Here is a 26,882-nt window from a genome sequence, read left to right on the forward strand (position 1 = left end):
CTCCATGGATGACACTATCCTTGCCCGGGCGCTGCACCTGCTGGCCATCGTCCACTGGATCGGCGGCGTGTCGTTCGTGACGCTTGTCATCCTGCCCCTGGCCCGCCGGGCGGGCACGGCCGGCGTGGGCCTGTTCGAGCGCATCGAGCACCGCTTTGCCGCGCAGGTGCGCATCTCCATCCCCATGGCCGGCGCCACCGGCTTCTGGATGACCCATCGCCTCGACCTGTGGGACCGCTTCGCCGACCCCGCCTTCTGGTGGATGACCGCCATGGTGGCGGTCTGGACCCTCTTCATGACGGTGGTGTTCGTGGTGGAGCCGCTCCTGGGCCGGCGCATCGCCGCCGCCGCCCACGCGGCGCCGGAAGTGCTGCTCGGGCGCGCGCTGAAGCTCCATCTGATCCTGCTGCTCGTGTCCACGCTGACAATCCTCGGCGCAGGTGCCGGCGGGCATGGGTTGCTCTTCTTCTGATGTCAGAATCCGCGCACGGATGGACGACAGAGGGACGGGCTGGATGCTCTGACTTTGGACCGGCAGCCGTTCCTTGCCGTAAACGGGATACAAACGCTCTCGCACGGCGTGCAAGTCTATTGCCCGGACCGCGCTGAGGCGAGTGCTGTTGGAATCAGGTGGCTGCGGCTGTCACCGCACGCAATCGACACGGTCGGCGATATCTTCCAGGATCGCCTGCAGGGCCGGGCAAGCGCAGCAGACGCCGTCGCGGCTCTTCAGGCCACGGCGTTGCCGGGTCCCCTCATCGACGGATATATACACGCTACGGCAGGGGCGGCGCCGATCCGAGCGCAGTGATGTCAGCGGATCGCCCCACACCGCGCCGACCTCACGCCCCCCTTGCTTCCAGTTCCGCGACCTTCTTCTTGAGCGCCTTCGTCTCTTCGAACCGGGCGCTCACATCGCGGATGGTGGCGGCCATGCCGATCACCTTCGCGCTCTGGTCCTTGATGAGGACGATGGTGAACTCGATGGAGATGCGCCGGCCGTCGCGCCTCAGCCCGGGCACCGCAAGAAGATCGCCGGCTCCGTAGCGGCTCTGCCCGGAGGCCACGGTTTCCCGATATCCGTCCCAATGGCGCGCACGGAACGGCTCGGGAATGATGATGTCGAGCGACTGGCCGAGGGTCTCCTGCTCGGAGAAGCCAAAAATACGTTCCGCTCCGGGGTTCCAGAGCACGATTGCGCCCTGGGCGTCGGAAACGACCACGGCATCCGCTGCGCTGTCGATGAGCGTGTCACCGATTTGGGCGCGGGTGAAGCCGGCGGCGATCTGCGACATTCGACCGAGCGGCGCCTTAGCGGGGCTTGGCGGGGCGCCTTGTTCGCCGCTGTCCTCTTCGAAGAGATCGTCCACCGGACCGAAGAACTCATAATGCAGCCGGTCCGGCGACACGCCGAGACGCGCAAGGCCGCCGACGAAGGTCTTCAGGAACGAGAGCGGCCCGCAGATGAAATAGTCGGCATCGCGCACCGGGGTGTGCGCCGCGACCCAGTCGATCGAGACCCGGCCCTCGATGTCGAAACGACCCTGTGCCGCGTCGTCAGGCCCCGGTTGGGTATAGAAGAAGGTCGCCACGATTGCGCTGCCTGCCGCGGCGGTCTCGCGAACATGGGCGCCGAATGCGTGCTCCCCGCCGTTGCGGGCGCAATGGATGAAGTGCACCGGGACCTTGCATCCAGTGGCGGCCACCGCTTCGATCATCGCCACCATCGGAGTCTGTCCCACACCGGCGCTGAGCAGGACCATCGGACGCTTGGTTTCGGCGCCGAAAACAAAGCTCCCGCCCGGCGCGCCGACCTCGACTCGCGTTCCCGGCTCGGCATGGTCGTGCAGCCATCGGGAGACCATGCCTCCCGGCTCCCGCTTCACCGAGATGCGGTAGGAGCGGCCGTTCGGGGCGGACGAAATGGTGTAGTTGCGCTTCTGCCGTCCCACCGCAGGGATATCCACGAACAGCGAGAGGTGCTGTCCGGCCTCGTGCGGCAGGGGCGCGCCGCCGTCGAGCGGCTGGAGCACGAACGACGTGATGAGATCGCTCTCTCGGATACGGCGCTCGACCAAGAAGGCCCGCATCGGCGACGCCTCGCCGACGCTTGCGGAAGAAGCAGATTGTTCGGCCATGGAAGGGTCTCCAGAAATCATTTGATATACTGGATTTATGTGTCCGCATAGCACCGATGGACAACCCATGCGACTGACCCTTTATTCCGACTATGCGATGCGCGTGCTGCTGCACCTCGCGGCCTACCCCGACAGATCATGCTCGATCGCGGACATCGCGCAGCGCTACGCTATTTCCCACAACCATCTCATGAAGGTCCTCGCCGCCCTCGCAAAGGCGGGGTACGTGACGAGCGCTCGGGGGCGGCAGGGCGGCTACCGCCTCGCGCGAGATCCGTCGCTCATCAATGTGGGCGCGGTCGTTCGCCACACGGAAAGCGGAACCGAAGTCGTCGATTGCCGGAACTGCGTGCTGTGTGGCGCGTGCGGCCTGTCGTCGGCGCTGAACGAGGCCATGTCGGCATTCTTTGCCGTGCTGGATCAATACAGCCTTTCCGACGTCGCGAACCGGAGCGGCGCCCTGAGCCGGCTGATCGCGCCGCTCGAACCGGGAGGCTCTCCGACTTCAGGCGAATAGGCCGCCGACCGCAGACGGCTCATTCAGCAATGGTTCTTCCCGCTGCACCGCAAACCGCCCGACTGCTTGAGATTCCGCAAATTGGAGGCCTGTAGGCAGGCTAGCCTGACAGGGCCTCTCCAGCAGACATTCGAGCCCGTCATGCAACTCCTGCTTCCCGACCCCATCGACGTACGCGAGATTCCCGCCAGAATTCGGCATGTGACGATCCTGTCGATTCTGGACCAGCTGAAGCCGGGGGAGGCGGTGCGCATCGTCAATGGCCACGATCCGCTGCCGCTGCGGCTGCAGATGGAGGCGGTCCATGGCGCAGCTTTCTCCTGGACCTATGTCGAGCAGGGACCGGAGGTCTGGCAGATCGAGATCGGCCGCTTGGGCGCTGCCAGCTCCGGATCGGCCCCCGGGGACGCAGGCGACCTGCCGCCCGGACCGCCCTGCACATGCGGCGGCCATTGAGGCGGTCTTCGGGATCTTCGGGAGAAGGGCGCCATGCCGCTCGCCGCGCATTCCCACTGGACCATCACTTTCTTCGCTGTCGCGCTGGCTCTGCTGGCGCTCGCCGAAGGCCTGATGGTTGCGGGCATTGGCTATCCTGCCACGGATCTCGCGGCACCCGAGAGCCTGGCGGTGGTTCATCTTGTCGTCATCGGCTGGCTCAGCCTCGCCATGTCGGGCGCCCTGCTCCAGTTCGTGCCGGTGCTGGTCTCCCGGCCCCTCGCCTTTGCGCCGCTGGCGCTGCCGGTCCTCGTGAGCGTCGTCGTCGGCCTCGCTACTCTGGTTGCCGGCTTTTCCGTCCTGGCCGGCTGGACCGACTGGACGCTTGACCTGATGCCGGTGGCCGGGCTTCTCATCACCGCCGGCTTCACGGTGCTGGCCCTGATGCTGGCCGGGACCATGGGCGGGGCGGGGTTCGTGCAGCCCTTCGGCCGGTTCGTCGCGGTCGGGCTCGCGTCCCTGGTGGCGGCGCTCGCGAGCGGAACCGCCTTCGCAGCGATCTTCGCGGGGCGCGCCGAATGGCTCGCGGCCGCCGGCCTTCTGCCCGAAGGCACGCGATTTCATGCGCTGCTCGGGCTCGGCGGCTGGCTCGGGCTGACGGCCTTCGGCGTCGGCTATCGCCTGTTCGCCATGTTCCTGCTGTCGCCGGACCCGCCGCGCCGGCGCATGGCGGCCGTGCTGGCCTGCGGGGTCATCGCCTTGCTTGCCGCCGGCGCCGGCCTCGCCGCCTTCGGCGCCGGCCTCGATCCCGGCGACCTGGTGGAGGCAGCGGCCGTCGGCGCCCTGGCGCTGGCCGCCCTGCTGCACTGCGGCGACGTCGCCTTGCTCTACCGCGTGCGCCACCGCAAGGGACTGGAGATCAACATGCGCGCGAGCATCGGCGCCGTGGCGGCGCTGGGGATCGGCGCGGCGCTGCTGCCGCCGGCCGTGATCTTCGGCGCGAGCGAGCGCCTAGTGGCTGCATTGGTCTTCCTGCTGGTGTTCGGCTGGCTTTCCGGCCTGACCCTGGCTCAACTCGTCAAGATCGTCTCTTTCATGACTTGGCTGGAGGCCTATGGCGGGCAGATCGGCCGGCGCAAGGTGCCGCAGGTGGGGACCCTCGTCGCCATGCCGCGAACCGGCATCTGGCTCGCCTTCCATTTCGCCGGGGTCGCAGCCGGCGCGCTCGCGCTCGCCTTCGGCGCGGCGGCCTGGTTCCGGCTCGCCATCCTGGCCTGTCTTGCCGGCACCGCGGGGCTCGCGGTCGAGTTCGTGCGCATCCGGCGCCTTTGTGAAATCGAGCCTTCGCTCCGGCCCCCGGACGATGCCCGTCCCCGCATCCTGCTTCCGCCGCGCCCTCCAGGGAGAACCGACAATGCCCCCCTCACAGCCCCCCGCCGGATCGACGGACAACCTTGAGCCGGAGGCGCGCGAACTGGACGTGCGGCCTCTGCTGAAAGCGGGCCAGGAGCCGTTCGAGATCATCATGGCCGCCGTGGATGCGCTGGCGCCGGGCCAGAGCCTGCGCCTCCTCGCCCCCTTCCGGCCGGTGCCGCTGTTCTCGGTCATGGCCCGGCTGGGATATGCGGCCGCCGACCGCGCGCTCGGCGACGGGGACTGGGAGGTGCTGTTCTCGCCCCATGCCGAAATCAGGACAGACGAGGCACTGGCCGCGGGCTCCAGCCCCGCCGCTGCCGCGTGGGCCGACCCGATCGAGGCGCTCGACCTGCGGGAACTCGATCCGCCAGAGCCGATGATCCGGATCCTGGAGGCCCTGGAGGACTTGCAGCCCGGCGACGTCCTGTTCGCGCTGCTGGCGCGCGAGCCGGTCTTTCTGTTCCCCGAACTGGCCAAGCGTGCACATGAATGGGCTGGAAACTTCGAACCCCAGGGCGGGTCTTACCGCCTGCTGGTGCGCCGGGGCGGGAGCCCGCGGGCATGACCGCGCTCCTCGAGACGCGGGTGCGCGCGGCGCTGACGACGGTGATCGACCCCGAGATGGGCCTCAGTTTGATGGAGCTGGGCCTGATCTACGCCCTGGAGGTCTCGCCTGCCGGTTCCGTCCACGTCGTCATGACCACCACCACCCGCGGCTGCCCGCTCGCCGGCATATTGCGGGAAATGGTCGATGCGGCCGTCGCCGGGGTGGACGGTGTCACCGCTGTGGCGGTCAAACTCACCTACGAACCGGCCTGGACACCGGACATGATCCGCAGCGCGTGACCGGCCGGTTTCGCGGCGCGCGCCCTGCTCCGCGGGGCGCGCGCCGCCTGGGCGTTCGCCGCGCCTGTGCGGGGTTAAGCCGGCTTCGGCCGGGAGGGACAGAGCGGCGCGCCGCCTTGAATGCGCACGCAGATTGCGGTCTTATCCGCCAGCGCCTTCCGGCGTCCTGCTTCTTCCCGTGCGCAAGGATCACCAACGACGTGGGAATCGATCGCAGCATCCTGCGCGGCGTCCCGCTCTTTGCCGCCATGACCGACACGCAGCTCGACCGGCTGACCCAGCAGGCGAGCGTCCGGCGCGTCCCTCAGGGAGACGCCGTGTTCGAGCAGGGCGAGGCCGCACGATCCTTCTACCTGCTGCTGCACGGCCGCCTCAAGGTCACGCAGGTGACCCGCGACGGCCAGCAGATCATCGTCCGCGTGGTACATCCTGGCGATCTCTTCGGCTTCGCACGCGCCTTGAGCCGGCCGGATTACCCCGGCACGGCGAGCGCGGCGGTGGACAGTCTCGTCGCCGCCTGGCCGACGGAGTCCTGGGACCGCTTCGTGGAGGACAATCCGCATCTTGCTATGAACGCGATCCGCACCATCGGCCAGCGGCTGGACGAGGCGCACACCCGCATCCGCGAGATGTCCACCGAAGAGGTGGAGCGGCGCGTCGCCCATGCGGTGCTGCGCCTCGCCCAGCAGGCCGGTACGCGCGAGGTGGACGGCCTGCGGATCGACTTCCCCATCTCCCGCCGGGACATTGCGGAAATGACCGGGACCACGCTCCACACCGTCTCTCGCATCCTGAGCGCCTGGGAGGCGAAAGGCCTCGTGGAAGGCGGGAGGCAGAAGCTGCTGGTCCGCGACATGGCCGGCCTGGCACAACTTGCAGAAGGCCGGGAGGACTGAGCAGGCCGCGGGCGTGTCCGGCGCATCAGGCGCGGCGGGCCGTGCTTGGCGCCTTCTGGGCGACCTTGGGGCCCGTGAAGACGCCCCAATAGGCGATCGCGAAGCCGATGAAGCCGAACGACCAGCACAGGCCGGCCGCGTCCAGCAGCAGAGGTGGCCCGGCGTCGAAGGCGGATGCGATGCGTGCGAGGCTGCCGACGACGACGAGCAGGTAGCAGGCCTGCGTCGCCGGGCTCGCGATCAGCGGTCGCCCCGTATGGCCGAGGCTCGCCCGGGACATGACGGCGAGCGTCAGGGTGCCGAAGGCGCCCGCGGTCCAGGCATGGAGCCCGGCCCCCGCCGGCGCGAGTCCGAAGCTGGCCGCGGCGGAAAGCGCGAACCCCAGCGGCACGAAGAGGTAGGCGATGTGCAGGATTACCAGGAGGGGATTGCGCCAGGTTCGCTCGCCCGCCCAGCGCGAGAGGCGCAGCAGGTGCAGCACCGCGCAGCCGGCGAGCGCCAATCCGCTTGCGCGTGTATCCGGACGCACGACCCACAGCGTCAGCGCAAGGCCGGTCATCACCAGCACCGCCTTGTCGTAGGCGCCGAACGGAACGGGCAGGCGCCCGCCACGCTGGGCGAGCCAGTTGTTGGTGAAGCTCGGAATGACGCGGCCGCCGATCAACGCCACGAGCATGAGGATTGTGCCGATCGCGAGCCGCCGCGCATAGACCGCCTCGCCGGCCAGATGCGCCTCCACATGGAAGGCGATATTCGTCGCGCAGAGCAGGCAGAGAATGGTCACGACCTTGAGGTTGCGCCAGTTCCGGCTGGCGACGATCTCACGGATGGCCGCGCCCGCGAGCATGAGGAGGAAGAGTGCATCCGCCGCCATGGCCAGGTCCCATCCGATCCAGGCGGAGACTGAAACGGCGGCGCGCCCGAAAAGCCATGCCAGGACCAGCACGAGAAGCGGCGTGCCGAGGACGGGCAGCCGGCCGGTCCAGTTCGGAATGGCCGTGAGGAGGAATCCGCCGATGGCGGCGGCTTGGTAGCCGAACAGCATTTCATGGACGTGCCAGTCCACTGGAGCGAAAGCCGTGGGCACGCTGATTATGCCGGCGACGAAGGGAAGCCAGACCAGGATGGCCAGCCCCGCCTGGAGCGCGGCAAGCAGGAAGAAAGGACGAAATCCATAAGACAGGAACGGATGGCCTTGATAGGTCTTGAGACCGGGACGGGGCGCCATTTGCTTTCAGTCTCCGTGAAAGCGCGTCGTTCCGCGCCAGCCAGTCTCGCCAAGCAATCCGGCATGCTCTCCGCCGCTCGGGCTCGGCGGCGCGTGCCGTCTTCGCTGGTCTCATTGAAAGCCTAACGGGGCAGCGGCGCGTCCTGCGTGACAAAACGCAAGCTCGCTGAAGATTGAGGGTTTGCCCCGCACTGCATCTGTTTGCGTTGAAACAACGAACGCGACTGAAGATGGCGCTTTCATGAGCAAGCGATCAGCCACATGTCAACGACCGTCGTTGCGGTGCAATTCTTGAAGACAGGTTTCCGGGATGGACACGAAGGCGCCGCCATCTGAGAGCCTGCCATTGGTTTATTCGTGCTCCGGATGTTCGAGCGCGGCGCAGCTCGCCAATTATCTAGCCGTTCGCCTGGATCGTCTGGGCCATGCGGAAATGTCGTGTATCGCAGGGCTCGGCGGCGACATCCCCTCTCTGGTCCGCATCGCCAAGGCCGGGCGCTCGATCGTGGCGATTGATGGCTGCGGGCTGAAGTGCGTTCAGAAGACTCTGGCTCGTCATGGTCTTCGGCCCAAGGTCGAGTACGAACTGACCCGGCTTGGCGTGAAGAAGCGCTTCCATGCGGATTTTGAGCAGGCCGAAGCTGAGGATCTCCTTGGGGGGATCATTCACGAGATCGGGGGGCATGGGGCCGGATGCTCGAGGCCCAATCGACTCCCGACCGATCAATGAGCGATTGATGAATGGTTTATATCTGTCACCTTTGTTCTGGGTCTTGAGGGAACGCAGATGGAACTTCTCGTTACATCACTGATTTTTTTGCTCGCGCACGCGATTTTGTCGTCGGCACGGGTGAGGCGGGCGCTTGTGGGGCAGATTGGCCTTGAGACCTACGAAATCTGTGCTTCGAGCATCTCCTTCGCTCTGTTCGCCGCCTTGATCGTCTCTCTGCAAGGTTCTCCTTTCGATGCACTGTGGTGATGAGCGTCGGCGTGTGGCAGAAGTTCTGATTCATCATTACACGTGGCCAACATCACCAGGATGGACCATGGTTACACCCAGGAATTTTACCAGCTTCAGGCCAGGTGGTATCGCGTGCGCCCCGGTGGGTGGCGCACGCGACGACGTGCCCTCCGCTTTTTCATCTGGCTCTGACTGAGATTTTCTAGCGCCTGCGGCTCCGACAAGGGGGCACATTGCCGGCAGCATCGAATGATACGCGGCGCGTGTCGGATGAAGCACGTGGGAGGCCAACCGGCTCGCGCCAGCGGTGGCTCCCCAGCTTCGAGAGGACGGACCCGCGGGCACTGCGGAAGTGTATGTTCGGCGATCTCCAGGCCTCTGGACGGCGGATCCTTGCGGAACGTTCAGGTCCGGCGTCGAAATCGGCGGTTGGAATGTAGCTGAACGTGAGCCGGTTTGCCGCGATTTGTCTCAGACGTCAGGCCTATGTGATCTGGAAATGACGCACTGCACCTAGCCCCGCCGCTCGCGCCAGCCGAGCCAGGCGAGGGCGAGGACCGCGAGGGCGAGCCAAGGTAGCAGCACCGCGTTCATGATCTGCCAGCCGAGAAAGTGCAGCATGGCGCCGGCGCCGAGCGAGGTCGCCACCCCGACGATGAAGATCACGAGGTCGTTGGCCGCCTGCGCCCGCGCGCGCTCTTCCGGCGCGTAGCATCGCGTGAGCAGCGTGGTGCCGCCGATGAACAGGAAGTTCCAGCCCACGCCTAGCAGAACCAGCGCGGAGGCGAAGGCGAGGAATTGCGTGCCCGACAGGGCGATGAGAACATGACCCGCCAGCAGGAACGCCCCGGCCAGCATCACCTTGAGCACCCCGAAGCGGGAGATCAGCGCGCCGGTGAAGAAGGACGGCAGGAACATGCCCAGCACATGCAGCTGGATCACCGTCGCGGCGGCCGAAAGGTCGTGGTCATGGTGCAGCATGGCGAGCGGGGTCGCCGTCATGGCGAGGATCATCACGCCATAGCCCGTGGCCGCGCCGAACAGGGCCACGAGATAGCCGGGCTGCCGGATGATCACGCCCAGCGGTCGCCCGCCGCCCGATGCGCTCTGCGCGGGCCGCGGCACGTCCACGGCCTGCAGGATACCCGCTGCCAGCAGCGAAACGACCGCGAGGATCAGGAACGAGCCGGCATATTCCGCCGACAGCAAGGGGCCGCCGAAGCGCCCGAGGATCGGTCCGGCGATGGCGGCCACCACCCCGCCCGCAAGAACGAAGGAGATGGCGCGGGGGCGAAAGGCGTCGGTGGCCACCTCCGCCGCGGCAAAGCGATAGAATTGCGCGAAGGCCTGGTAGGTGCCGACGAGGCCGGTCCCGAGGCAAAGCAGCGGCAGCGACGCATAGAAGATCCCGAGCGCCCCCAGGAGGCCCCCGAGGGTTCCCAGCACGGCGCCCGCCACGAAGCCGATCCTTCGCCCCACGCGGGCCATCCACAGGGATGCCGGGGCGATGCCGATCGCCGTTCCGAGGAACATGGCCGCCACCGGCAGCGTGGCGAGTTCCGGCGCGGGGGTGATGGCGGCGCCGGCAAGGCCCGCGACCGTCATCACCATGACCGATGCCGTCTGGAACAGCGCCTGGGCGGCGGAGAGCAGCGCGACCTGCCGGATCATACGGCTTCGCGGCATCGCCTGCGCAATGGCGGGTGCGGTCATCAGAACACCAAGACTTTGTCGGCCGAAACGGTGATGGCCGAGAGTTCATCCATGGTGCTGCGCCGGGTGCCGGGCGCCACATCGGTATCGGTGAGGCCCCGGGCGTCCATGCAGGTGCCGCACAGAAGCACCTCGCCCTTGCCGGCGAGGACCCGCTTCAGCATGCGCTCCGCATTGTAATAGCCGTCCGGCGTCTTCTGGCCCGCCTTCGCGGCGGCGACCGCATCCGCCATGAGGAACACGGTGACCCGGTTTCCCGCATCCTGCTTGAGGATGCCGGCGGCGACGCGCAGGCCGTTATAGACGCGCTCCGTGCCGTAGGGCGGATCGTTGAGAATGAACAGCGCATGCATGTCCGACTCCGCCGGTACCCCACGATGCCCTCGCGGCATGGGCAGGATAATTATACGTTCAAGTTATCGCTTGAATGATGTATCGTTACCATCATGTGCAAGTCAACGGATCCCAAACGCGCTCTGTTCGCCGAGCTGGCCACGGTGGCGCGCGCCCTCGGCCACGAGCACCGCGTGGAGTTGCTGGAGCACCTCGCCCAGGGCGAACGCAGCGTGGAGGCGCTGGCCCGGCTGACCGGGCTCTCCATGGCCAATGCCTCGCAGCACCTGCAGCAGCTGCGTCGCGCGGGCCTGCTGGAGGCCCGCCGCGACGGCAAGTTCGTCCTCTACCGGCTGGCGGACGACGGGATCGTCCAGCTCATGTCGGTGCTGCGGCAGACTGCGGAACGCAACATCGCGACGGTCGGCGCTTTGCTTGCGCGTTATTTCGACGGGCGGGACGGGCTTGAGCCCATCGGCCGCGCCGACCTTGTGGAACGCGCGCAGGCGGGCCTCGTCACGGTGATCGACGTGCGACCTCGCGAGGAGTTCGACCTCGGCCACGTGCCCGGAGCCGTCAGCATTCCACTTGAGGAGCTGGACGCGCGTCTCGAGGAACTCGATCCGGCGGCAGAGATCATCGCCTACTGCCGCGGCGTCTATTGCCTGCTCGCAGTGGAGGCGGTCGTACGCCTGCGCGCCAAAGGCTTCTCGGCCCGCCGCATGGAAGACGGCATGCCGGAATGGCGCGCCGCGGGACTGCCGGTCGTGGCGGGCTGACGCGACGCCATCCCCCGAAGTCCAAACCAAAAAATGGGAGAAACGCCAATGTTCAAAATGCTATCGGGCGTGCTTGCCTCGGGGCTCCTCGCGGTCCTGCTCGCGACACCAGTAGCCGCCTTGGACCTTCCCGGCCCGCTGGTGTCGAGCGAATGGCTCGCAGCCCACCAGGACGAGGTCCTCGTCCTCGACGTGCGCAATGACGACACCAGCTACAAGGAAGGCGGCCACCTCATCGGCGCGGTGCCTCTCGACTTCCGCAAGGCCCGTGGCACCACCACCGAACGCGGCGTGGAAATCGCCGACATGAACCTGCCGCCCGAGGCGTTCTCGGCGCTCATGCGATCGGCCGGGGTGAACGACGATACGCCGCTCGTGCTCACCCACCGGGGGCGGGGACCGGACGATGCGGGTTATGCCGCCTACGTCTATTGGCAGCTCAAATATTATGGCCACGACAAGGTGGCCATCCTCGACGGCGGCACGACGAAATGGGTGGCCGAGAACCGCGAAGTGTGGGGCGAGGACGAGGCGGCGCAGACGGGGAATTTCAAGGCCCGGCCCGCGCGGCGTGAATTCCTCGCCGACACGGCCCAGATGGAGGCGCTCCAGACGCACAAGGATGCGGGCATCCTCGACGCCCGGTTCTTCAGCTTCTATGTGGGCCTGGAGAAGCGCCCGAACATCGCGAAGGCGGGCCACATTCCCGGCGCGACCCTCTTTCCCTTCGATGCGAACTTTGCCGCCAACGGCACCTATCGCCCGAAGGAGGAACTTGCCCGCGCCTATGCCGCCGTCGGCCTTGGCCCGCAGCAGGCGGTGGCGGCCTATTGCAACACGGCCCATGTCTCCGCCATCTCGTGGTTCGTGATGCACGAACTGCTCGGCTACCGGGACGTCATGCTCTATGACGGCTCCATGCTGGCCTGGAGCAAGCACGGCCTGCCGGTCGAGACGCAGCTCAGATAGACAGCCGGAAGAACAGCCCGCATGGGGGCGGAACTGCTTCAGGATTTCGACTCTGAATTGTTTGACATGGCAACGGGGGAGCGGCGGGATCTAGCATGGGCCTGCCGCCCTGGCTCAATCGCGGGTCCTGACGCGCGAGGCTGCGAAGGCAGTCAGTACAGTTCCAGCAAACTTTCCCGCGAGCGGAACTTGTCCGTGCGCTCGTCGCGCAGGGTCCTGCGAACAAGGCTACGGCAGTGCCCGGTGCGGCGCACGATCTCCTTGATCGCGATCCCGCCCTTCGCCAAGCGGAGGATGGTCCCGTTTGCATCTGCCCGACGAAGAAATCCCTCATAGTAACCTCTCGGCGGCCGTGAGCAGATCGGGGTCTATGGTTGCGGCTCCGATCGCGGCTCGCACCTGACGCTTGAACTGCGTACCGTCAGGTCTTGCGGCCGAGGGCGATGCCGCGCAGAGCGCGCTCCGTGGCCTCATAGGTGAGGCGGTCGCATCCATCACCGAGGAAGCGGGTGAAAAACTCCTAGCGGCGCAGCGTGGATTGTCGGTGAGCCGGGGTGATTGCTTACAACTTTAACGGTGCCGTATGCTCGTCGGACGTAGCATGGCTTGGTTGCACGTCGAAATCGCCTCGCGCTCGGCGAATTCGTCCGCAGCGCGACAGATTGCGTTCCTCGCGGCTCCCAGACCGAGCCAGGCAATGAGGTTCTCGTCCTCGGCGACCGCATTCCCGAGCGCGTTGAAGATCGTTGAGCTGATCGCCTGCTGCTGGGAGCGCAGGTGGTCCTCCAGGAGCTTGTGCCGGGTGATGTAGCCCGCGTTCACTCCTGGAATGGAGTGGTTCATCAGCATGCGGGCATCCAATTCGGAAACGCCCGCTGGGTTGGCGATCGTGCGAAATGTCTGACGCAGCTCGTTGCCCCACTTCGACAATGTGCTCCGCTCTTCCTTCTGCTCGGCAAGGTGCCCATCCGCACTATCTGCGGGGAAGATCCACTCCCGCGCCTCGAACGGATACATCAAGCGACCGAAGCGCATTGCCCGCAGCAGGCACCTGATCATTTGCCGCGATAGCGGGATATCGAAGGCGCGGTCAGCGCCTCCCTTGGGCCTGGGGACGTGCAGCACCCGCCGCCGCAGATCAAGGTGCGAGGGCTTGGCCTCCTTCAGCGCGGCAGGCCGGCATGCAGAGAGCAAAGTGAACAAGTGGAATTCTCGCCGGATGGGGTTGTCGATCGCGGCCAATTCGAGAAACCAGCCCTTCAGGTCCGCGAGGCCCATGCCGGTATCGCGGCGCTTCTCGCCATTCCAGTCGATGCTTCCAACTGGATTGTCGGGAGGCAACTCGCGGTTGGTTTTGCGGGCGTGATTATACACGGCCCGAAGCGTCCGCATGCTGCCATTGGCAATGTAAGGGCCGTTCTCCTCGGTGATCGCATCATGCTTCGCTGCCACCTTCGCCGGGTCATTGCCGAGCTCAATCAGCGGCGTTTCCAGCCACCCTGCGAAGATCCGCTCAATGTGATCGCGATAGCTCTCGATGGTGCGTTCGCTTCGGTTCTTGCGAACCATGGAGATCTTGTAGCGCTCCCAGGCCGCTCGAAGCGTAATGCCGACGATCTTGGGAGCCTCTGGAGTCTCGAGCGCGGCAGCTGTCGTTGCCTTGGCAATCCGACACTCGCCTCTGGGATGCTGCCCCCGGCTGATTTGCGCAAGATATTCCTTCGCCACCGCCCGCGCGGCTCGCGTCGACATCTCCGACGTGTCGCCGATTGCGACCCGGATGGTTGCCGCGCGCTTTCCCTCCTCCCTGAGGTCGCCCTGGATGGTGAAGGTCTTCTTGCGGGTACCAACGACGAGAAAGAACCCCTTCAGCTCGGTGTCTCGGACAATGTAGCGTCCATTCTCGGGCGGAGGGAGGCGCTCGATGGCCTTATCGTTGATCTGGAAACGCAGTTCGGCCATGGCGTAACCCTGAAGTTCTGAAACGGTTTTTGAAACGGTTTTGGCGGAGCGAAAGGTTTAGTGGCGCAGCCCCTCCAGAACACGCCAAGATGCGATTCTTGAATAATAATCAATATGTTAAATGATTGCAAGGAAAGTTAGAAGTGCAGGGGGATGCCATGGCGAAGCGTCATTTCTGAACTACGAATCTGGGGGTCGGGAGTTCGAATCTTCCCCGGCGCGCCACCTAAATTAAAGACAATAAACGATAATTTCCCCCGCATGCTCGGGTGCGTAAAGGCGTCCTGGCGCGGTCGGGTCATCACCGGGTCATCACCAGAAGCAGCGTTTGGACTGGCGTAGTTGGCTGTCTCGGATGAAGCTGGGCGGGCAGAGGCAGCCGGCTCATGCCCTCTCCTCCGGCACCCGATTGGCGTCCGGGCAGGACGATCGTGTATGCGACGACACCGCCGTGCCAGAGGCCGGAGCCTCAGCCGAATACCGAGAGCTTCACCCCCAAGCCGCATGGTGCAAGCGTGGGAAGCATCCCCCGCCTCAGCCGGAACATGGGCGAGCATGCCATTGCGGAGAGGGCGGGCGTTTGTCAGTCGACGGAGGAGAGCGCGGGTCGGTCTGGCCCGATGCCTTGCCACACGACCCGCTCTTCTGCCCGTCTAGTTGACGACAGACTGAGAGTCGCCATGTCGCCATCGTCGGTCGTTCTAACTGCCTTCGCTATCCCTGAAGTCGGACTCGCCGTTCTTCCAGTAGCCGGCAACGATGAGACGGTCGCGCGGCATGTTGCGATCAAGTTGGAAGTGGCGGCGCACCGATCGCACGACCGAGGCTTCGGCGGCGAACCACACCGTGCCTGAGTCGTGTGGGACCTCCGCCTCCGTCACCGCCTCGGCGAGCGTGGAGCGCTGTCCGGCATCGCCGCCGCCGCGCGGGAGCCAGGTGATCTCCACATCGGCCTTCGAGTGGATGATCTGGGCATCGGCGTCCTCGGGAATTTCCACGAAGGCATCGACGGAAAGCCCGGCCGGCAGGGCCTCGAGAATCGCGCCGATTGCCGGAAGCGCCGTTTCGTCGCCGCCGATCAGCAGATGCGAGACGTCTGGATCGAGCCGGAAGCCGCCGCGCGGGCCGGCGATCTGCACCACATCGCCGGGCGCCGCGTACTGCGCCCAGGTGGAGCAGGGGCCATCCCCATGCAGGACGAAATCGATGTCCATCTCGCACAGCGTCTCGCGGAAATGACGGATGGTGTAGGCGCGTCCGCTGGGCTTCCCGCCATCGGCCGTCGGCACGAAGACCTTGACCCACTGGGCCGGGCGGCGGACGGGAAAGTCCATCAGCGCCGTCGAGGCGAGGGTGATGCGCCGCATGTGCGGGCTCACCTCGGTGACCTTGCGGACCTCGGCGATCCTCAGCCGGCGTTCGGGCGGCACCGGGCGTTCGGTGCCCGCGAGGGCGGTGTTGTTCTGTTTCATTGGATAGGTCCTTGGTGACCGCGTCAGGCGCCACGTCCGCGCAGCGTGGTGAGGGAGAGAAGGAAGGCGGCAGCCGCCATGGAGGCGGCGATGCGGAAGGCGAAGCGCATGGCATCCGTCACGAGGTCCGGGTTGGCGGTGGCCGTATCGCCGGCGACGCTGGCGAAGAGCGCGCCCATGAGCGAGGCGCCGGTGATGAGGCCGAGATTGCGGGCAAGGGCCAGCAGGCCGGAAACGAGGCCGCGCTGTTCGGGGCGCGCATCGGTCATGACGGCGGTGTTGTTCGGCGTCTGGAAGAAGGCGAGGCCGACGCTGATGAACAGGATGGCGACGATGTAGATGGCGACACCGCCGTCACGCGACACCCAGGACATGGCGAAAGCCCCGACGGTGAACAGCGCCAGCCCGATGACCATGGCGAGCCTCGCGCCGATGCGGTCGGCAAGGGTCCCGGCCGGCACGCCCATGATGGCTGCGGCGAGGGGGCCGATCGTCATCACCAGCCCGACCATGCGGGTGTCGAGGCCGAGCGCCTTCGAGAGGAAGAACGGCCCCAGCACCAGGGTCGCCATGAAGACGGCGAGCCCCCACAGATAGAGGCGCTTCTTGCCGAGCTGGTCGCCGAAACGGCCCACGCCGACGATGAGGGCGGTGACGACGAGCAGATAGCTCACCACCACCCATTGGACGGCCCCGAAGTCCACGCCGAGGCTCTTCACCAAGGTGGGCAGGGCGACGTTGATGATGTTGGTGCCGAGCTGCGACAGCAGGATGGCAAGGCAAAGCCCGGTCAGCACCATGCCGGAATGGATGGGCCGGTGCGCGGCCGTGGCGTGCGGTTGGGCGGTGGGGGAAGAGGTTTGTCGGGTCATGTGGGATCCTGTCGAAAGGAGCGCGCAGGCGCGTTGAACTGGTCTTTCGATAGGGGCGGGCCTTGTTTGCATACAGTGCAATGTCGCTATTATATGAGTGCATCAGACGCACTGATGCGGAGGCGCCCTCTTGCCCGCCAAACCGACAAGACATCGTGTGCCGCCGCTCGACATGAACCTGCTGGTGACGCTCGACGCGCTTCTCTCGGAAGGCAGCGTCGTGGGGGCGGCGCAGCGGCTGAACCTCTCGCCGCCGGCCATGAGCCGCCAGCTCGCGCGCATTCGTCACCTCCTGGGCGATCCGGTGCTGGTGCGGGCGGGGCGGGGGCTCGTGCCGACCCCGCGTGCCGAGGGCCTGCGCGAGCGGCTGCGCGGCCTCGTGGCTGAGGCCGAGGCGCTGGTGCGGGGCGACGGGATCGAGCTTTCGACCCTTGAGCGCACCTTTGTCATCCGCGCCAATGACGGTTTCGTCGGCACCTTCGGCGCGACGCTGGCTTCAGTGGCTGCGCAGCAGGCGCCGCACGTCCGGCTGCGCTTCGCCCATCAGGACAAGGAGGATGTGGAGGCCCTGCGCGAGGGGCGGATCGACGCTGATGTGGGCGTCATCGGCGCCATGGGGCCGGAGATCCAGTTGCAGGCGCTGTTCTTCGACCGTTTCGTCGGAGTGGTGCGCCCAGGCCATCCGCTCGCCGGGGAGGTGACGCCGGAGCGGTTCGCTGCCTTTCCCCATGTCTCCGTCTCGCGCCGGGGCCGGTTTTCGGGACCCATTGACGTGGCGCTGGCCGCGCTGGGACTGCAGCGCTTCGTGGCCATTGCGGTCGCCAACTTCAACGATGCGCTGGCCATCGTGCGCACCTCTGACCACGTCGCCGCGGTGCCCGCCCGGCTGACGGAGCCGGCGCGTGCCGGCCTCCACAGCTTCGACCTGCCGGTGAAGACCGACGCGCTCGCCGTGTCACTTGCCTGGCATCCCCGCTTCGATGCCGACCCCGCCCACAAATGGCTGCGCGCGACCCTGCGGGCGGCCTGCAGTTCCCACGCTGCGAGGCGCCGCGGGCCCGCCGGACTTGGCTAGCGAAACGCCGAGAGCAACTGCTCCAAGTTCCGCGCGAGGATGCCCGCATCGACGCCGATAGCGGTGAACGTGGTACCGAGATCAATGCAGCGCTTCGCGAAGGCGGCATCGCCCGTGAGGATGCCCGCGGGTTTGCCGGCGGCGCGGATGTGGGAGACGGCATTTTCCACGGCGTCCACCACGCGGGTGTGCTTCAGGTCGCCCACGTGCCCGAGACTCGCCGCAAGGTCGCCGGGGCCGATGAAGATGCCGTCCACGCCTTCCACCGCAGCGATAGCCTCGATCTGGTCCAGCGCCTCCTGCGTCTCCACCTGCACCAGAAGACACAGTTCCCGCGCGGCCTCGCGGGCATAGTTCTTCACCCGGCCGAAGCGGGTGGCGCGGGTGAGCGCGGACACGCCCCTTATGCCATCGGGCGGATAGCGCGTGGCCGCGACAGCCGCGCGGGCTTCCTCGGCATTTTGCACATAGGGGATGAGCAGGCTCTGCGCGCCGATGTCGAGCAGGCGCTTGATGAGCACGGCGTCGTTGGCCGCCGGCCGCACCACCGGGGAGACGGGATAGGCCGACACCGCCTGCAATTGCGCGAGCACGGTCGTCAATTCGGCCGGGGAATGCTCCGTGTCGAGGAGCAGCCAGTCAAAACCGGCCCCGGCCACCACCTCGGTGGCGTAGGCGCTGGAGAGGGTGCACCAGAGGCCGAGCTGCTGGCGGCCCTCGATCAGGGCTGCCTTGAAGGCATTGCGGGGCAGGTCCATGGGAAGGCCTCAGGTGAAGGAGACGCTGATGGCGCCCACCGGTCCATAATCGGCCGTTATCACGTCGCCGGCGGCGACATCCACGGGGCGGGTGAAGGACCCGGCCAGCACGATCTGCCCCTTCTGGAGCTTCGCGCCCACGGCGGAGAGCTTGTTCACCAGCCAGGCGATCCCCGCCGCCGGATGGCCCATGATGGCGGCCGAGACGCCGCTCTCCTCGATGATGCCGTTCTTGCTCAGCGTCGCGCCCACCCAGCGGATGTCGATGTCCATGGGGCGGATGACGCGGCCGCCCACCACGATGGCGGCGAAGGCGGCATTGTCGGCGATGGTGTCGACGATGGCGCGGGGAACCTCGGTGCGATAGTCGATGATCTCCAGCGCCGGCACGACGAACTCGGTGGCGCGCATCACGTCATAGATGCGCACGCCCGGCCCTTCGAGGTCCTCGCCCATCACGAAGGCCAGTTCCACCTCAAGGCGCGGCTTGATGAAGCGCGCGGCGGGGATCTGGGCGCCGTCATTGAACAGGGCGTCGTCGAGGATGCGGCCATAGTCCGGCTCGGTCATCTTCGAGGCCATCTGCATGGCGCGGGAGGTGAGGCCGATCTTGTGGCCGGCCACGCGGGCACCGTTGGCGATGCGCGCCTGCGCCCACAGATCCTGAACGCGGTAGGCGTCCTCGATCTCCATGTGCGGGAAGGTGCGGCTGAGCTGGACGACGGGCTTGCCCTCGCGCTCGGCCTTGAGAATCGATTCAGCGCCGAGACGGCGCTCCTCTTCGGTCATCATGGATGCGTGTTCCGGCGCGTGGTCACAGGAGGGCGAGGGGACGGACCGGCGAGCCCGTGGCGCCGGTGATCCGCAGCGGCTGGGCGACGAAGGCGAAGGCGCCCTGGCCCGCCGCGCCCAGCTCGTCGAGGGTCAGGTTCTCGATGATGTGGATGCCGTTCTGGGCGATGAGGATCATGTGCACCTCCAACGTGATGTTGTGGTGGTTCATCACCTCGAAAGCCGACGTATCGGAGCCCACGGAGAACGGCTTGCGCGCCGCGAGCCAGCGCCCGCCATCGACGCCCGGTCCCGGCGCGCCGGCGGAATCAAGGCCGAGATATTTCGGCGAATCCTGCCAGTAGGCCGCCCAGCCGGTGCGCACCAGCACCACGTCCCCTTCCCCCACCCGCGTGCCGGACGCGGCCTCGGCCGCCTCCAGCTCCGCGACGGTGATCTCGTGGGCGGGATCGAGCGCGTCCACGCCCAGCGCGCGCGCCACATCGAGCAGCACGCCACGCCGGAAAATGGGGGCGATGGTTTCCGCCCCGTGCACCTTGAACAGGCCTGTGCCCTGCTGCTCGCGGCCCGCATCATATTTGCCGTAGAGCGCGCCATGCTCGGAGACGTGGCACAGGGCATCGATGTGGGTGGACGAGTGGGTGCTCGTCACCATCAGCTCGTTCGACGAGGAATGGCCACAAGAGCGCAGCACGTCGCCGTGCCGGTTGTTGAGGGTGATGTGGAAGGGCGGATGCGCCGGGTGGATGGGCATGCCCTTCTGCATCGGGTGGCTGAGGTCGATCCGGCGGGCAGCCTGCGCGGCCTTCAGCCAGTCGTCGAAATCGAAGCTGCGGGACGGCGCGGGAGTGACGGCATTCATTGGAGCTTGGCTCCCTTCGTCTCAGGCAGGAAGATGAGGACGATGAGGCCGGCGATGAGGAAGAAGCCGGCGGTGAAGGCGAGGGCTCCCGAGAGGCCGTAGCCCGCCGAGAGGAAGCCCACCATCATGGGGGCGAGGGCGCTCACCGCGCGTCCCGCGTTGTAGATGAAGCCCTGCGCCGTGGCCCGCACATTGGTGGGGAAGAGCTCGGCGAAGGTGGGGGCAAACCCGGAATAGAAGCCGGTGCCGAAGAAGGCCACCACTGGGCCGAAGGCCAGCAGCACCGTGGGGCTCGAGATCATCGTGTAGGCCGGCACCGCGATGGCCGACAGCACGAAGTAGACTATGAAGGCCACCTTGCGGCCCAGCGAATCCGCCACATAACCGAAGGAAATGAAGCCGAGCGCCGCGCCCACCTGCATCACCACGATCCAGGTGGTGGACTTCACGAGATCGAGACCGGGGCCGCCATTGGCCACGGGGGTCGCGAGCCAGGTGGGAATCCAGGTGAACAGGCCCCAGTAGCCGCACATGGCCGCCGCCGTGAAGGCGAAGCACACCAGCGTGCTGCGCCCGTGCTCGCCGCTCAGCATCTTGACCGTCTCCATGAAGGTCAGGCGGCGGGTCTGCTGCTTCCAGATTTCCGGCTCCGGCGTGTGGCGGCGGATCCAGAAGGCGAGGAGCGCCGGTGCGATGCCGAAGAAGAACACGCCGCGCCAGCCGATCACCGGCAGCAGCACCGCCGCGACGATGGCGGCGAGCGCGTAGCCCGACGCGAACGCGCTCTGCACCCAGGCCATCACCTTGCCGCGGTGCTGGGCCGGCCATGTCTCGGTGATGAGCGCGGCGCCCGCCGACCATTCACCGCCGACGCCGAGGCCGACCACCATGCGGAACAGAATCAGCTGCGCCACGCTCTGGGAGAAGCCGCACAGCAGCGTGCCCACCGAGTAGCACAGGATCGAGAGCACCATGGAGCGGGTGCGGCCGATGCGGTCGGCGAGGAAGCCGAAGACGAGACCGCCGAAAGCCGTGGCCACGAGGCTTGCCGAGGCGATCACGCCCGCCGTGGAGCGCTCCATGCCGAGGTCCGCGCTGATGTGGCTGATCAGCATCGCGAACAGCAACAGGTCCATGATGTCGAGGGCCCAGCCGAGATAGGCGGACCAGAACGACTGCCATTGGGCTTTGGTGGCGCCCACATACCAGCGTGTGCCGGCGGCCGCGGGGCGGCTGCCGGAAACATCGAGGCTCATCGGAATTCCTCCACGATTATTGCTTGCCGCGCCTTTTGCGCGGGCCTGTCCGCCTCGGCCATGAATTGCCTTGGCGGACAGGGCTTTGGACCTTGATAGGAATGGCGGGTGCGGGCCGCAATTGGTCAATTTTCAAGCGGGATGTGAGCGGAATTGACATGCACGCGGCGGAGCCCCATGCCTCAAGGCCATTTGTCCGTGGCCGCGTGTGAAACTGGAATGTCTCAACTCTATCGCTCCCTGCCGTCGCTCCAGACGCTGCGCTGCTTCGAGGCGGCGGCGCGGCTTGGCAGCTTCACGTCGGCGGCCGAGGAGATGTGCATCACCCACAGCGCCGTGAGCCACCAGATCCGCGCGATGGAGGAGGCCGTCGGCCAGCCGCTGTTCACGCGGCAGGGCAACCGCATGGCGCTGACCATGGTCGGCCGGAGTCTGGCCGCCGAGACCCGGCGTGCGCTCGACTATCTGAGCCAAGCCTATGCGGTCGCCCATGCGCAGGCGGTGCCGCGGCCCGAAATGCTGAACCTGTCACTCCAGGTGGCGCTGGCCGAGCATTTCCTGCTGCCCCGCCTCAACGCGTTCAAGCAGGTGCTCGGCCCGGTCGTGCTGCGCATGACGAGCCTGCCCGACCTCGAGGAAAAGTGCCCGGACGACACCGATATCGCCCTCGTCTACGGCACCGGGGACGTGCCCGGCATGATCGTGGAAAAGATCGTGGACGAAGAGGTGTTTCCGGTCTGCAGCCGCGCCTTCCTTGCGCGCTATCCCGACCTGTCGCTGGAGCGCATGCCCGAGGTGCCATTGCTGCTGCATTCCCAGGTGACGTGGAACCTGTGGCTTGAGAAGGCGGACCTGCCGATCCTCTATCCAACCCAGTCGACCCTGCTGGACGACATCGCCCTCACCATCCGTGGTGCGCTCGCCGGCCAGGGCATCGCCATGGCCCGCTCGCTGGTCGTGCGGGACTATCTGCGGACCGGCGAACTGGTCCGCCTGTTCGATCTCTCGGTGCCCGGCATCTTCTCCTATCACCTCGCCTGCCGCAGTCAGGACGTGCGCACGCAATACGCCGATCAGATCGCCTGGATCGTTGGCGAGATGCGCGCGCTGCGATAGTCACGGATTTGCTGCGAGATCGCCCCCGCCTGCCGGGGGGCGCCCAGTTCCCTCCGCAACCGCTGCAGCGCTCGGGAAGGCGGCGACCGTCAGCAGGCCATTCGCGCGGCAATAGACCGAGAAGCTCCAGCTGGATCGCACCCGGACCGGCCTGACGGCGAGCGCGACACTCGATGGGCCGACATGCTTCCGCCCCTGGCGGGCATCGGCCGCTATTCGGTCCTCGTGAAGACAGACACAGGCGCTGTTACGCTTGGGCTTCCCACTCATAGCGCCTGACGAAATCGAGAAAGGCACGCATCGCAGCGCTCGGGAGGCGGCGGCTCGGATAGTACAGGAACCAGTGCGGCAATGCCGGGCTCCAATCGGGGAGGAGCTCGACGAGCCGGCCGTCCCGGATATGAGGTTTGGCATAGTCATCGAAGACATGCGCGATCCCTCTGCCGGCAAGCGCCGCCTGCAACTCGTTGTGCGCGGAGCTGACCAACAGCCGGCCGACAGGGGTTGCTTCAATCTCGTCATGTCCATCGGAAAACCGCCACGTGACCAGTGTGCCGCCGGGAAACCTGCGCTTGATGCAGTCGTGATCGATGAGGTCTTGTGGTGTCCGTGGATGGCCATGCTTTTCGAGGTAATCCGGTGAGGCCACGATCGCATAGCGCAGCGGCGGGCCGAGCGGCAGCGCGATCATGTCCTGTGCCAGTTGATTGCCGAACCTCACGCCGGCATCGAAGCCTTGTTCCACAATGTCGATGACCGCCGCATCGCTGATGATGTCGATGTTCACCTCGCGATAAGCATCCATGAAATCGAACGCCAACGGGCAAAGAAAATGATCGACCGCCGGCGCCGGGGCGTTGATCCGAAGCGTTCCGGACGGCGTGTCCCGCAACTCGTCGACTTCTGCGATCGCCAGCCTGATGTCACTCAATGCGGGGGTCAATCGTTCGAGGAGGCGCTGTCCGGCTTGCGTGGGCGACACGCTCCTCGTCGTGCGATTGAGGAGCCGGATGCCCAGGGTCTCTTCGAGCGCGTTCATCGTTTGGCTCAGGGCCGATGACGACACGCCGCGCTCGAGCGCCGCAGCGCGGAAACCGCCACAGCGGACGATCGAGACGAACACATCGAAGCTGTCCAGGCGGATCCGGTTCATTGCGAAGCAGGACTAATCAAGCTGATCGTGGGTGCGCACCTTATCGGCTCAATGGCCGCATGTCATGGTTGCCGTAAGGGTAACTGACGCGCGCCGCTGGCCGGTGTCCGCTCGCCGGCCCCTCCGGCCCTGCTGCTGGAATGAAGCACGTGCGTCCAACCGCAAGGGAAGACCGATGAATGCCTTCACCCTCAACCGACGCGCCATCATGCTGTCCGCCGTCGCAGGCGCATCGGGTGCGATCGTCCCTGTCATTGGCGGTTCCGGCAGCGCGAAGGCTAAGGCCGCACCCGCGCCGGATGGCAATTCCGGCTGCTACCGCTTCCGTGTCGGCGACATCCGGGCAACGGTCTTGAGTGACGGTGTCATTGGCGGCCCGCCGCGTGTCTATGCCAGCGATGCGCCCGAGGCGGAGCTCCAGGCGGTGCTCCGGCGCGCATTTCTCCCCACGGACCACATGACGCTCAATCTCAACACGCTGCTGATCGAAACCGGCGGCCGGCGGATACTGATCGAGGCTGGCGCGGGCAAGACGATGGGTCCGAATGGTGGCCGCATCTTTGAAAATCTGGCCGTAATCGGGCTCGGTCCTGCCGATATCGATGCGATCGTCATCTCGCACACCCATCCCGACCATGTGGGCAATCTGAGAACGGCGGACGGCGGCAAAGCCTTCCCCCGCGCCATCGTCTTAGTGCCGAAGGCGGACTGGGATTTCTTCGTCCGCACCGACCCCGATCTCTCCTACATGCCGGTCCCGCAGGATTTCCGCGTGCGCTTCGCGTCGGCCATCAAGACCAGCCTTGAGCCGGTGAAGAACGATGTCACCCTCTATGGAGCCGGCGCCGAGATCCTGCCCGGCCTCACGACCATCGCCGCATCCGGCCATACGCCGGGAATGGCCACGTTTCTCGTCCATTCCGGCAACGACCAACTGCTCCTGACGGCCGACCTCGCCTATCACCCCGTCGTCAACATTGACCGGCCCTGGGTCCCGGGCCCGGACCGCGACAAGGACACGGCCCTTGCCTCCCGCCGGCGCATCTTCGACCGGGCGGCGGCGGATCGCGTACCCGTGCTCGGCTTCCACTTTCCGTTTCCTGGCCTCGGCCGGCTGCTCAAGACCGATGGCGCCTACGTCTGGGTGCCGGCCGATTGGCAATTTTGACGCTCGGGACAGAGGAGGACCTCATGAACCAGTCCAAGATCAACCGACGCGGTTTCCCGGCACGATGGGCGCGGCGGCAACAGGGCTCGGCCTCGCCACGCAGGCCAATGCCGAGACACAGGGGACAGCACAGACCCAGGGGACAGGGGTGGCCTCGCCCGCTTCCGGTCCCAGCCCGGCTGCGTTGACCCGTACCCTGCCGCGCACGGGCGAGCAGCTCACGGCGCTCGGCCTCGGTACCTTCCTGACCTTCGATCTGAAGCCCGGCGCGCGCCGCGACGGTTTGCGTCAAGTATTCGAGCGGTATGTTGCCGCGGGCGGCCCCGTCGTCGACACCTCGCCGCTCTATGGCTCGGCCGAGGGCAGTGTCGGTCAGTTCATGGGGGAGTATGCGGGATCGGACGGGATGTTCCTCGCCAACAAGGTCTGGGCCACCGGAGAATATCTCGGTCATGAGAGCCATGCCGAGGATAGCCTGCGGCAGTCGCGGCTGCGCACCTGGCGCGACACGATCAATATGATGCAATGCCACAGCATCACCAACGCGCCCGTCATCATCCCCCTGATGAAGGCCTGGAAGCGGGAGGGCCTGATCCGCCACGTGGGCGTGACCCACCACGAGTCGGCGGCGCAGGACCAGCTGACCACCATAGTGGAACGCGACGATGTGGACTTCGTCCAGACCAACTATTCGATCTTCAACCGCACGACCGAGCGCCGCCTGCTCCCGGCGGCGGCCGACAAGGGCATGGGCGTGCTCATCAATCTGCCGCTCGAGAAGGCGCGCCTGATGAAGTTGGTCGAAGGACGGCCGCTGCCGGGCTTCGCGCAAGAGTTCGGCGTCACCAGCTGGGCGCAATTCTTCCTGAAGTGGGTCATGGCGCATCCTTCCGTCACGACCGTACTGTGCGGCACATCGAATCCCGACCACATGGGCGACAATGTCCAGGCCATGAGCGGTCCGCTGCCCGACCAGCGTATGCGCGCCCGCATGGTCGCGCATATGGAGACAATTCCCGGCTTTGGCTCCATCAGCACCATGCCTTGGTATCCCGGCAAGGAGACCTTGTACCAAGGCCTGGTCCGGGAGGCACAAGCTAAGGCCGTCCAGCGCCTGCAATGATCGTTGGCGTCCCGCCAATGGGCGAGGCTTGCGAGCGGGTCAGGCCTGCGTGACAGGGTGAGACCCGCCGGGTTCGGCGGGGAGGGGCATCGCCGCGCGTCGTCCTGGTTTCGTGCATTCTGCTGTGGAGCGCGATGACGATGCTCGGTGGCTTCGTCGCGAGCCTTGAGCTGCTGCCTGCCTTCTGCCACCCCTCACCTGTGGGCGGTTATCTCCTGCCGCTGCCGGCCAAGCCCAGCGATTTCAAGTTCCACGACGTCCCCCGGGCGCAGCCATACCGGCTCGGGCTTCATCCCCATGCCGACACCGGGCGGGGTGCCGGTGGCGATGATGTCGCCGGGCAGGAGGGTCATGTAGCGGCTGCAATAGGCGACGATCTCGCGCACGCCGAAGATCATGGTGCGCGTGTTGCCGCTCTGCATGCGTCGCCCGTTCACGTCGAGCCGCATGTCCAGGTTCTGCGGATCGGGCACCTCATCCTTGGTGACGAGGAACGGTCCCACCGGTCCGAACGTGTCGCAGCCCTTGCCCTTGTCCCACTGGGACGACTGCATCTGGAAAGCGCGCTCGGACACGTCGTTCACCACGCAATAGCCGGCGACGTAGGCGAGCGCATCGTCTTCGTCCACGTAACGGGCGGTGGTGCCGATCACCACGCCCAGTTCGACTTCCCAGTCGAGCCGTGTGGAGTGCGGCGGCTGGATGATGGGATCGTCCGGCCCGGAAAGGGCGGACGGCGCCTTCAGGAAGATGATCGGCTCGCTCGGCACCGCCATGCCGGCTTCGGCCGCGTGGTCCGAATAATTCAGCCCGATGCAGATGAACTTGCTCATGCCGGCGAAGGGCACGCCGAGGCGGGGCTCGCCCTCCACCAGCGGCAGCGTGGCGGGATCGATGGCGGCGAGGGCTGCGAGCCCCTCGGGCGACAGTTCGCGCGGGCCGATATCCGGGCGGACGCCGGAGAGATCGCGCAACCGGCCGTCGCGGTCGACAAGGGCCGGCATCTCGGCGCCGGGAGCACCAAAGCGGCAGAGCTTCATGG

28 protein-coding genes are annotated in these 26,882 nt (G+C 66.5%); 15 read left to right on the forward strand and 13 right to left on the reverse strand.

The window, feature by feature from the left end:
* Positions 1-4 precede the first annotated feature (4 nt).
* On the forward strand, positions 5-472 hold the full coding sequence (locus tag V5F63_RS04830; protein ID WP_394083337.1) for a hypothetical protein: 468 nt from the start codon (positions 5-7) through the stop codon (positions 470-472).
* A gap of 370 nt (positions 473-842) precedes the next feature.
* Here the strand turns inward: V5F63_RS04830 and V5F63_RS04835 are convergent, their stop codons facing one another.
* On the reverse strand, positions 843-2,207 hold the full coding sequence (locus V5F63_RS04835; protein WP_394101751.1) for a PAS domain S-box protein: 1,365 nt from the start codon (positions 2,205-2,207) through the stop codon (positions 843-845).
* Between V5F63_RS04835 and V5F63_RS04840 the strand changes: the two genes are divergently transcribed.
* From V5F63_RS04840 to V5F63_RS04865, 6 genes are all read left to right on the forward strand, one after another.
* On the forward strand, positions 2,206-2,655 hold the full coding sequence (locus V5F63_RS04840) for an RrF2 family transcriptional regulator (RefSeq protein ID WP_394083341.1): 450 nt from the start codon (positions 2,206-2,208) through the stop codon (positions 2,653-2,655). The genes V5F63_RS04835 and V5F63_RS04840 overlap by 2 nt on opposite strands.
* A gap of 141 nt (positions 2,656-2,796) precedes the next feature.
* A complete protein-coding gene (locus V5F63_RS04845; protein ID WP_394083343.1) occupies positions 2,797-3,111 on the forward strand; it encodes a DUF2249 domain-containing protein in 315 nt (104 codons plus the stop codon).
* Positions 3,112-3,144: 33 nt separating this feature from the next.
* On the forward strand, positions 3,145-4,548 hold the full coding sequence (locus V5F63_RS04850; RefSeq protein ID WP_394101752.1) for a hypothetical protein: 1,404 nt from the start codon (positions 3,145-3,147) through the stop codon (positions 4,546-4,548).
* The gene (locus V5F63_RS04855; RefSeq protein ID WP_394083347.1) at positions 4,505-5,071 is read left to right on the forward strand and encodes a DUF2249 domain-containing protein; all 567 of its coding nucleotides are present in this window, start codon (positions 4,505-4,507) and stop codon (positions 5,069-5,071) included. The genes V5F63_RS04850 and V5F63_RS04855 overlap by 44 nt, the downstream gene beginning before the upstream one ends.
* Positions 5,068-5,352, forward strand: a complete 285-nt coding sequence (locus V5F63_RS04860; RefSeq protein WP_394040070.1) for a metal-sulfur cluster assembly factor — start codon at positions 5,068-5,070, stop codon at positions 5,350-5,352. Before V5F63_RS04855 ends, V5F63_RS04860 begins: the two co-directional genes overlap by 4 nt.
* Before the next feature lie 200 nt (positions 5,353-5,552).
* Complete coding sequence (locus V5F63_RS04865) at positions 5,553-6,248, forward strand: Crp/Fnr family transcriptional regulator (protein ID WP_394040068.1); 696 nt, start codon at positions 5,553-5,555, stop codon at positions 6,246-6,248.
* Positions 6,249-6,273: 25 nt separating this feature from the next.
* Here V5F63_RS04865 and V5F63_RS04870 read toward each other — a convergent pair whose 3' ends face one another.
* The gene (locus V5F63_RS04870) at positions 6,274-7,476 is read right to left on the reverse strand and encodes an NnrS family protein (RefSeq protein WP_394040066.1); all 1,203 of its coding nucleotides are present in this window, start codon (positions 7,474-7,476) and stop codon (positions 6,274-6,276) included.
* 310 nt (positions 7,477-7,786) lie between these two features.
* Between V5F63_RS04870 and V5F63_RS04875 the strand changes: the two genes are divergently transcribed.
* Both V5F63_RS04875 and V5F63_RS04880 read left to right on the forward strand, forming a co-directional pair.
* Positions 7,787-8,206, forward strand: a complete 420-nt coding sequence (locus V5F63_RS04875; protein ID WP_394069804.1) for a putative zinc-binding protein — start codon at positions 7,787-7,789, stop codon at positions 8,204-8,206.
* A 57-nt stretch (positions 8,207-8,263) separates the two neighbouring features.
* Positions 8,264-8,455: an NnrU family protein gene (locus V5F63_RS04880; RefSeq protein ID WP_394040062.1), complete on the forward strand. Its 192-nt coding sequence runs from the start codon at positions 8,264-8,266 to the stop codon at positions 8,453-8,455.
* 495 nt (positions 8,456-8,950) lie between these two features.
* On the opposite strand, the gene V5F63_RS04885 is transcribed toward V5F63_RS04880, so the two are convergent.
* Both V5F63_RS04885 and V5F63_RS04890 read right to left on the reverse strand, forming a co-directional pair.
* On the reverse strand, positions 8,951-10,150 hold the full coding sequence (locus tag V5F63_RS04885) for an MFS transporter (protein WP_509210818.1): 1,200 nt from the start codon (positions 10,148-10,150) through the stop codon (positions 8,951-8,953).
* Entirely contained in the window at positions 10,150-10,503 is a 354-nt protein-coding gene (locus V5F63_RS04890) for a DsrE/DsrF/TusD sulfur relay family protein (RefSeq protein ID WP_394040058.1), read from the reverse strand. Before V5F63_RS04890 ends, V5F63_RS04885 begins: the two co-directional genes overlap by 1 nt.
* 93 nt (positions 10,504-10,596) lie before the next feature.
* Here V5F63_RS04890 and V5F63_RS04895 point away from each other — a divergent pair, with 93 nt between their 5' ends.
* A complete protein-coding gene (locus tag V5F63_RS04895; RefSeq protein WP_394101753.1) occupies positions 10,597-11,262 on the forward strand; it encodes an ArsR/SmtB family transcription factor in 666 nt (221 codons plus the stop codon).
* Between the two features lie 48 nt (positions 11,263-11,310).
* Complete coding sequence (locus tag V5F63_RS04900; RefSeq protein ID WP_394040054.1) at positions 11,311-12,231, forward strand: sulfurtransferase; 921 nt, start codon at positions 11,311-11,313, stop codon at positions 12,229-12,231.
* Between the two features lie 570 nt (positions 12,232-12,801).
* Here V5F63_RS04900 and V5F63_RS04905 read toward each other — a convergent pair.
* From V5F63_RS04905 to V5F63_RS04915, 3 genes are all read right to left on the reverse strand, one after another.
* Entirely contained in the window at positions 12,802-14,193 is a 1,392-nt protein-coding gene (locus V5F63_RS04905; protein WP_394040052.1) for a tyrosine-type recombinase/integrase, read from the reverse strand.
* A gap of 701 nt (positions 14,194-14,894) precedes the next feature.
* Positions 14,895-15,665: a siderophore-interacting protein gene (locus V5F63_RS04910; protein ID WP_394101754.1), complete on the reverse strand. Its 771-nt coding sequence runs from the start codon at positions 15,663-15,665 to the stop codon at positions 14,895-14,897.
* A 23-nt stretch (positions 15,666-15,688) separates the two neighbouring features.
* Complete coding sequence (locus V5F63_RS04915; protein WP_394101755.1) at positions 15,689-16,537, reverse strand: MFS transporter; 849 nt, start codon at positions 16,535-16,537, stop codon at positions 15,689-15,691.
* A 172-nt stretch (positions 16,538-16,709) separates the two neighbouring features.
* Here V5F63_RS04915 and V5F63_RS04920 point away from each other — a divergent pair, with 172 nt between their 5' ends.
* Positions 16,710-17,612, forward strand: a complete 903-nt coding sequence (locus V5F63_RS04920; RefSeq protein ID WP_245327957.1) for a LysR family transcriptional regulator — start codon at positions 16,710-16,712, stop codon at positions 17,610-17,612.
* Here V5F63_RS04920 and hpaI read toward each other — a convergent pair.
* The 4 genes from hpaI to V5F63_RS04940 are packed head-to-tail and all read right to left on the reverse strand — an operon-like array spanning position 17,609 to position 21,280.
* Positions 17,609-18,370 (reverse strand): 4-hydroxy-2-oxoheptanedioate aldolase, encoded by a 762-nt coding sequence (gene hpaI / locus V5F63_RS04925; protein WP_209487905.1) that lies wholly within the window; start codon positions 18,368-18,370, stop codon positions 17,609-17,611. The genes V5F63_RS04920 and hpaI overlap by 4 nt on opposite strands.
* A 9-nt stretch (positions 18,371-18,379) precedes the next feature.
* Positions 18,380-19,162 carry a 2-oxo-hept-4-ene-1,7-dioate hydratase gene (hpaH, locus tag V5F63_RS04930; protein WP_394030026.1) on the reverse strand — a complete coding sequence of 261 codons (783 nt, stop codon included), beginning with the start codon at positions 19,160-19,162 and terminating at the stop codon, positions 18,380-18,382.
* 22 nt (positions 19,163-19,184) lie between these two features.
* A complete protein-coding gene (locus V5F63_RS04935) occupies positions 19,185-20,024 on the reverse strand; it encodes a cyclase family protein (protein ID WP_209487907.1) in 840 nt (279 codons plus the stop codon).
* Positions 20,021-21,280, reverse strand: a complete 1,260-nt coding sequence (locus tag V5F63_RS04940) for an MFS transporter (RefSeq protein WP_209487908.1) — start codon at positions 21,278-21,280, stop codon at positions 20,021-20,023. Before V5F63_RS04940 ends, V5F63_RS04935 begins: the two co-directional genes overlap by 4 nt.
* 219 nt (positions 21,281-21,499) lie before the next feature.
* On the opposite strand from V5F63_RS04940, the gene V5F63_RS04945 reads away from it, so the two are divergent.
* Positions 21,500-22,396, forward strand: coding sequence for a LysR substrate-binding domain-containing protein (locus tag V5F63_RS04945; protein ID WP_209487909.1), 897 nt, complete (start codon positions 21,500-21,502; stop codon positions 22,394-22,396).
* A gap of 247 nt (positions 22,397-22,643) precedes the next feature.
* On the opposite strand, the gene V5F63_RS04950 is transcribed toward V5F63_RS04945, so the two are convergent.
* On the reverse strand, positions 22,644-23,549 hold the full coding sequence (locus V5F63_RS04950; protein WP_394101756.1) for a LysR family transcriptional regulator: 906 nt from the start codon (positions 23,547-23,549) through the stop codon (positions 22,644-22,646).
* 175 nt (positions 23,550-23,724) lie between these two features.
* Here V5F63_RS04950 and V5F63_RS04955 point away from each other — a divergent pair, with 175 nt between their 5' ends.
* Both V5F63_RS04955 and V5F63_RS04960 read left to right on the forward strand, forming a co-directional pair.
* A complete protein-coding gene (locus V5F63_RS04955) occupies positions 23,725-24,717 on the forward strand; it encodes an MBL fold metallo-hydrolase (protein WP_394101790.1) in 993 nt (330 codons plus the stop codon).
* Positions 24,718-24,865: 148 nt separating this feature from the next.
* Positions 24,866-25,840: an aldo/keto reductase gene (locus tag V5F63_RS04960; RefSeq protein ID WP_394101757.1), complete on the forward strand. Its 975-nt coding sequence runs from the start codon at positions 24,866-24,868 to the stop codon at positions 25,838-25,840.
* A gap of 194 nt (positions 25,841-26,034) precedes the next feature.
* Here V5F63_RS04960 and V5F63_RS04965 read toward each other — a convergent pair whose 3' ends face one another.
* Positions 26,035-26,880: a fumarylacetoacetate hydrolase family protein gene (locus V5F63_RS04965; RefSeq protein WP_394030019.1), complete on the reverse strand. Its 846-nt coding sequence runs from the start codon at positions 26,878-26,880 to the stop codon at positions 26,035-26,037.
* Positions 26,881-26,882 lie beyond the last annotated feature (2 nt).

The organism is Xanthobacter wiegelii, assembly GCF_043193855.2.
GTDB lineage: Bacteria > Pseudomonadota > Alphaproteobacteria > Rhizobiales > Xanthobacteraceae > Xanthobacter > Xanthobacter flavus_A.

Excerpts from the sequence above, each read along its gene's own strand:
- V5F63_RS04870 (WP_394040066.1), bottom strand. The coding sequence starts at position 7,476 with ATGGCGCCCCGTCCCGGTCTCAAGACCTATCAAGGCCATCCGTTCCTG.
- V5F63_RS04900 (WP_394040054.1), top strand. The coding sequence starts at position 11,311 with ATGTTCAAAATGCTATCGGGCGTGCTTGCCTCGGGGCTCCTCGCGGTC.
- V5F63_RS04915 (WP_394101755.1), bottom strand. The coding sequence starts at position 16,537 with ATGACCCGACAAACCTCTTCCCCCACCGCCCAACCGCACGCCACGGCC.
- V5F63_RS04835 (WP_394101751.1), bottom strand. The coding sequence starts at position 2,207 with ATGGGTTGTCCATCGGTGCTATGCGGACACATAAATCCAGTATATCAA.
- V5F63_RS04845 (WP_394083343.1), top strand. The coding sequence starts at position 2,797 with ATGCAACTCCTGCTTCCCGACCCCATCGACGTACGCGAGATTCCCGCC.
- V5F63_RS04880 (WP_394040062.1), top strand. The coding sequence starts at position 8,264 with ATGGAACTTCTCGTTACATCACTGATTTTTTTGCTCGCGCACGCGATT.
- V5F63_RS04850 (WP_394101752.1), top strand. The coding sequence starts at position 3,145 with ATGCCGCTCGCCGCGCATTCCCACTGGACCATCACTTTCTTCGCTGTC.
- V5F63_RS04910 (WP_394101754.1), bottom strand. The coding sequence starts at position 15,665 with ATGAAACAGAACAACACCGCCCTCGCGGGCACCGAACGCCCGGTGCCG.
- V5F63_RS04920 (WP_245327957.1), top strand. The coding sequence starts at position 16,710 with ATGAACCTGCTGGTGACGCTCGACGCGCTTCTCTCGGAAGGCAGCGTC.
- V5F63_RS04830 (WP_394083337.1), top strand. The coding sequence starts at position 5 with ATGGATGACACTATCCTTGCCCGGGCGCTGCACCTGCTGGCCATCGTC.
- hpaH (WP_394030026.1), bottom strand. The coding sequence starts at position 19,162 with ATGATGACCGAAGAGGAGCGCCGTCTCGGCGCTGAATCGATTCTCAAG.
- V5F63_RS04895 (WP_394101753.1), top strand. The coding sequence starts at position 10,597 with ATGTGCAAGTCAACGGATCCCAAACGCGCTCTGTTCGCCGAGCTGGCC.
- V5F63_RS04890 (WP_394040058.1), bottom strand. The coding sequence starts at position 10,503 with ATGCATGCGCTGTTCATTCTCAACGATCCGCCCTACGGCACGGAGCGC.
- V5F63_RS04945 (WP_209487909.1), top strand. The coding sequence starts at position 21,500 with ATGTCTCAACTCTATCGCTCCCTGCCGTCGCTCCAGACGCTGCGCTGC.
- hpaI (WP_209487905.1), bottom strand. The coding sequence starts at position 18,370 with ATGGACCTGCCCCGCAATGCCTTCAAGGCAGCCCTGATCGAGGGCCGC.
- V5F63_RS04965 (WP_394030019.1), bottom strand. The coding sequence starts at position 26,880 with ATGAAGCTCTGCCGCTTTGGTGCTCCCGGCGCCGAGATGCCGGCCCTT.
- V5F63_RS04885 (WP_509210818.1), bottom strand. The coding sequence starts at position 10,150 with ATGACCGCACCCGCCATTGCGCAGGCGATGCCGCGAAGCCGTATGATC.
- V5F63_RS04860 (WP_394040070.1), top strand. The coding sequence starts at position 5,068 with ATGACCGCGCTCCTCGAGACGCGGGTGCGCGCGGCGCTGACGACGGTG.
- V5F63_RS04855 (WP_394083347.1), top strand. The coding sequence starts at position 4,505 with ATGCCCCCCTCACAGCCCCCCGCCGGATCGACGGACAACCTTGAGCCG.
- V5F63_RS04875 (WP_394069804.1), top strand. The coding sequence starts at position 7,787 with ATGGACACGAAGGCGCCGCCATCTGAGAGCCTGCCATTGGTTTATTCG.
- V5F63_RS04935 (WP_209487907.1), bottom strand. The coding sequence starts at position 20,024 with ATGAATGCCGTCACTCCCGCGCCGTCCCGCAGCTTCGATTTCGACGAC.
- V5F63_RS04940 (WP_209487908.1), bottom strand. The coding sequence starts at position 21,280 with ATGAGCCTCGATGTTTCCGGCAGCCGCCCCGCGGCCGCCGGCACACGC.
- V5F63_RS04955 (WP_394101790.1), top strand. The coding sequence starts at position 23,725 with ATGAATGCCTTCACCCTCAACCGACGCGCCATCATGCTGTCCGCCGTC.
- V5F63_RS04905 (WP_394040052.1), bottom strand. The coding sequence starts at position 14,193 with ATGGCCGAACTGCGTTTCCAGATCAACGATAAGGCCATCGAGCGCCTC.
- V5F63_RS04840 (WP_394083341.1), top strand. The coding sequence starts at position 2,206 with ATGCGACTGACCCTTTATTCCGACTATGCGATGCGCGTGCTGCTGCAC.
- V5F63_RS04950 (WP_394101756.1), bottom strand. The coding sequence starts at position 23,549 with ATGAACCGGATCCGCCTGGACAGCTTCGATGTGTTCGTCTCGATCGTC.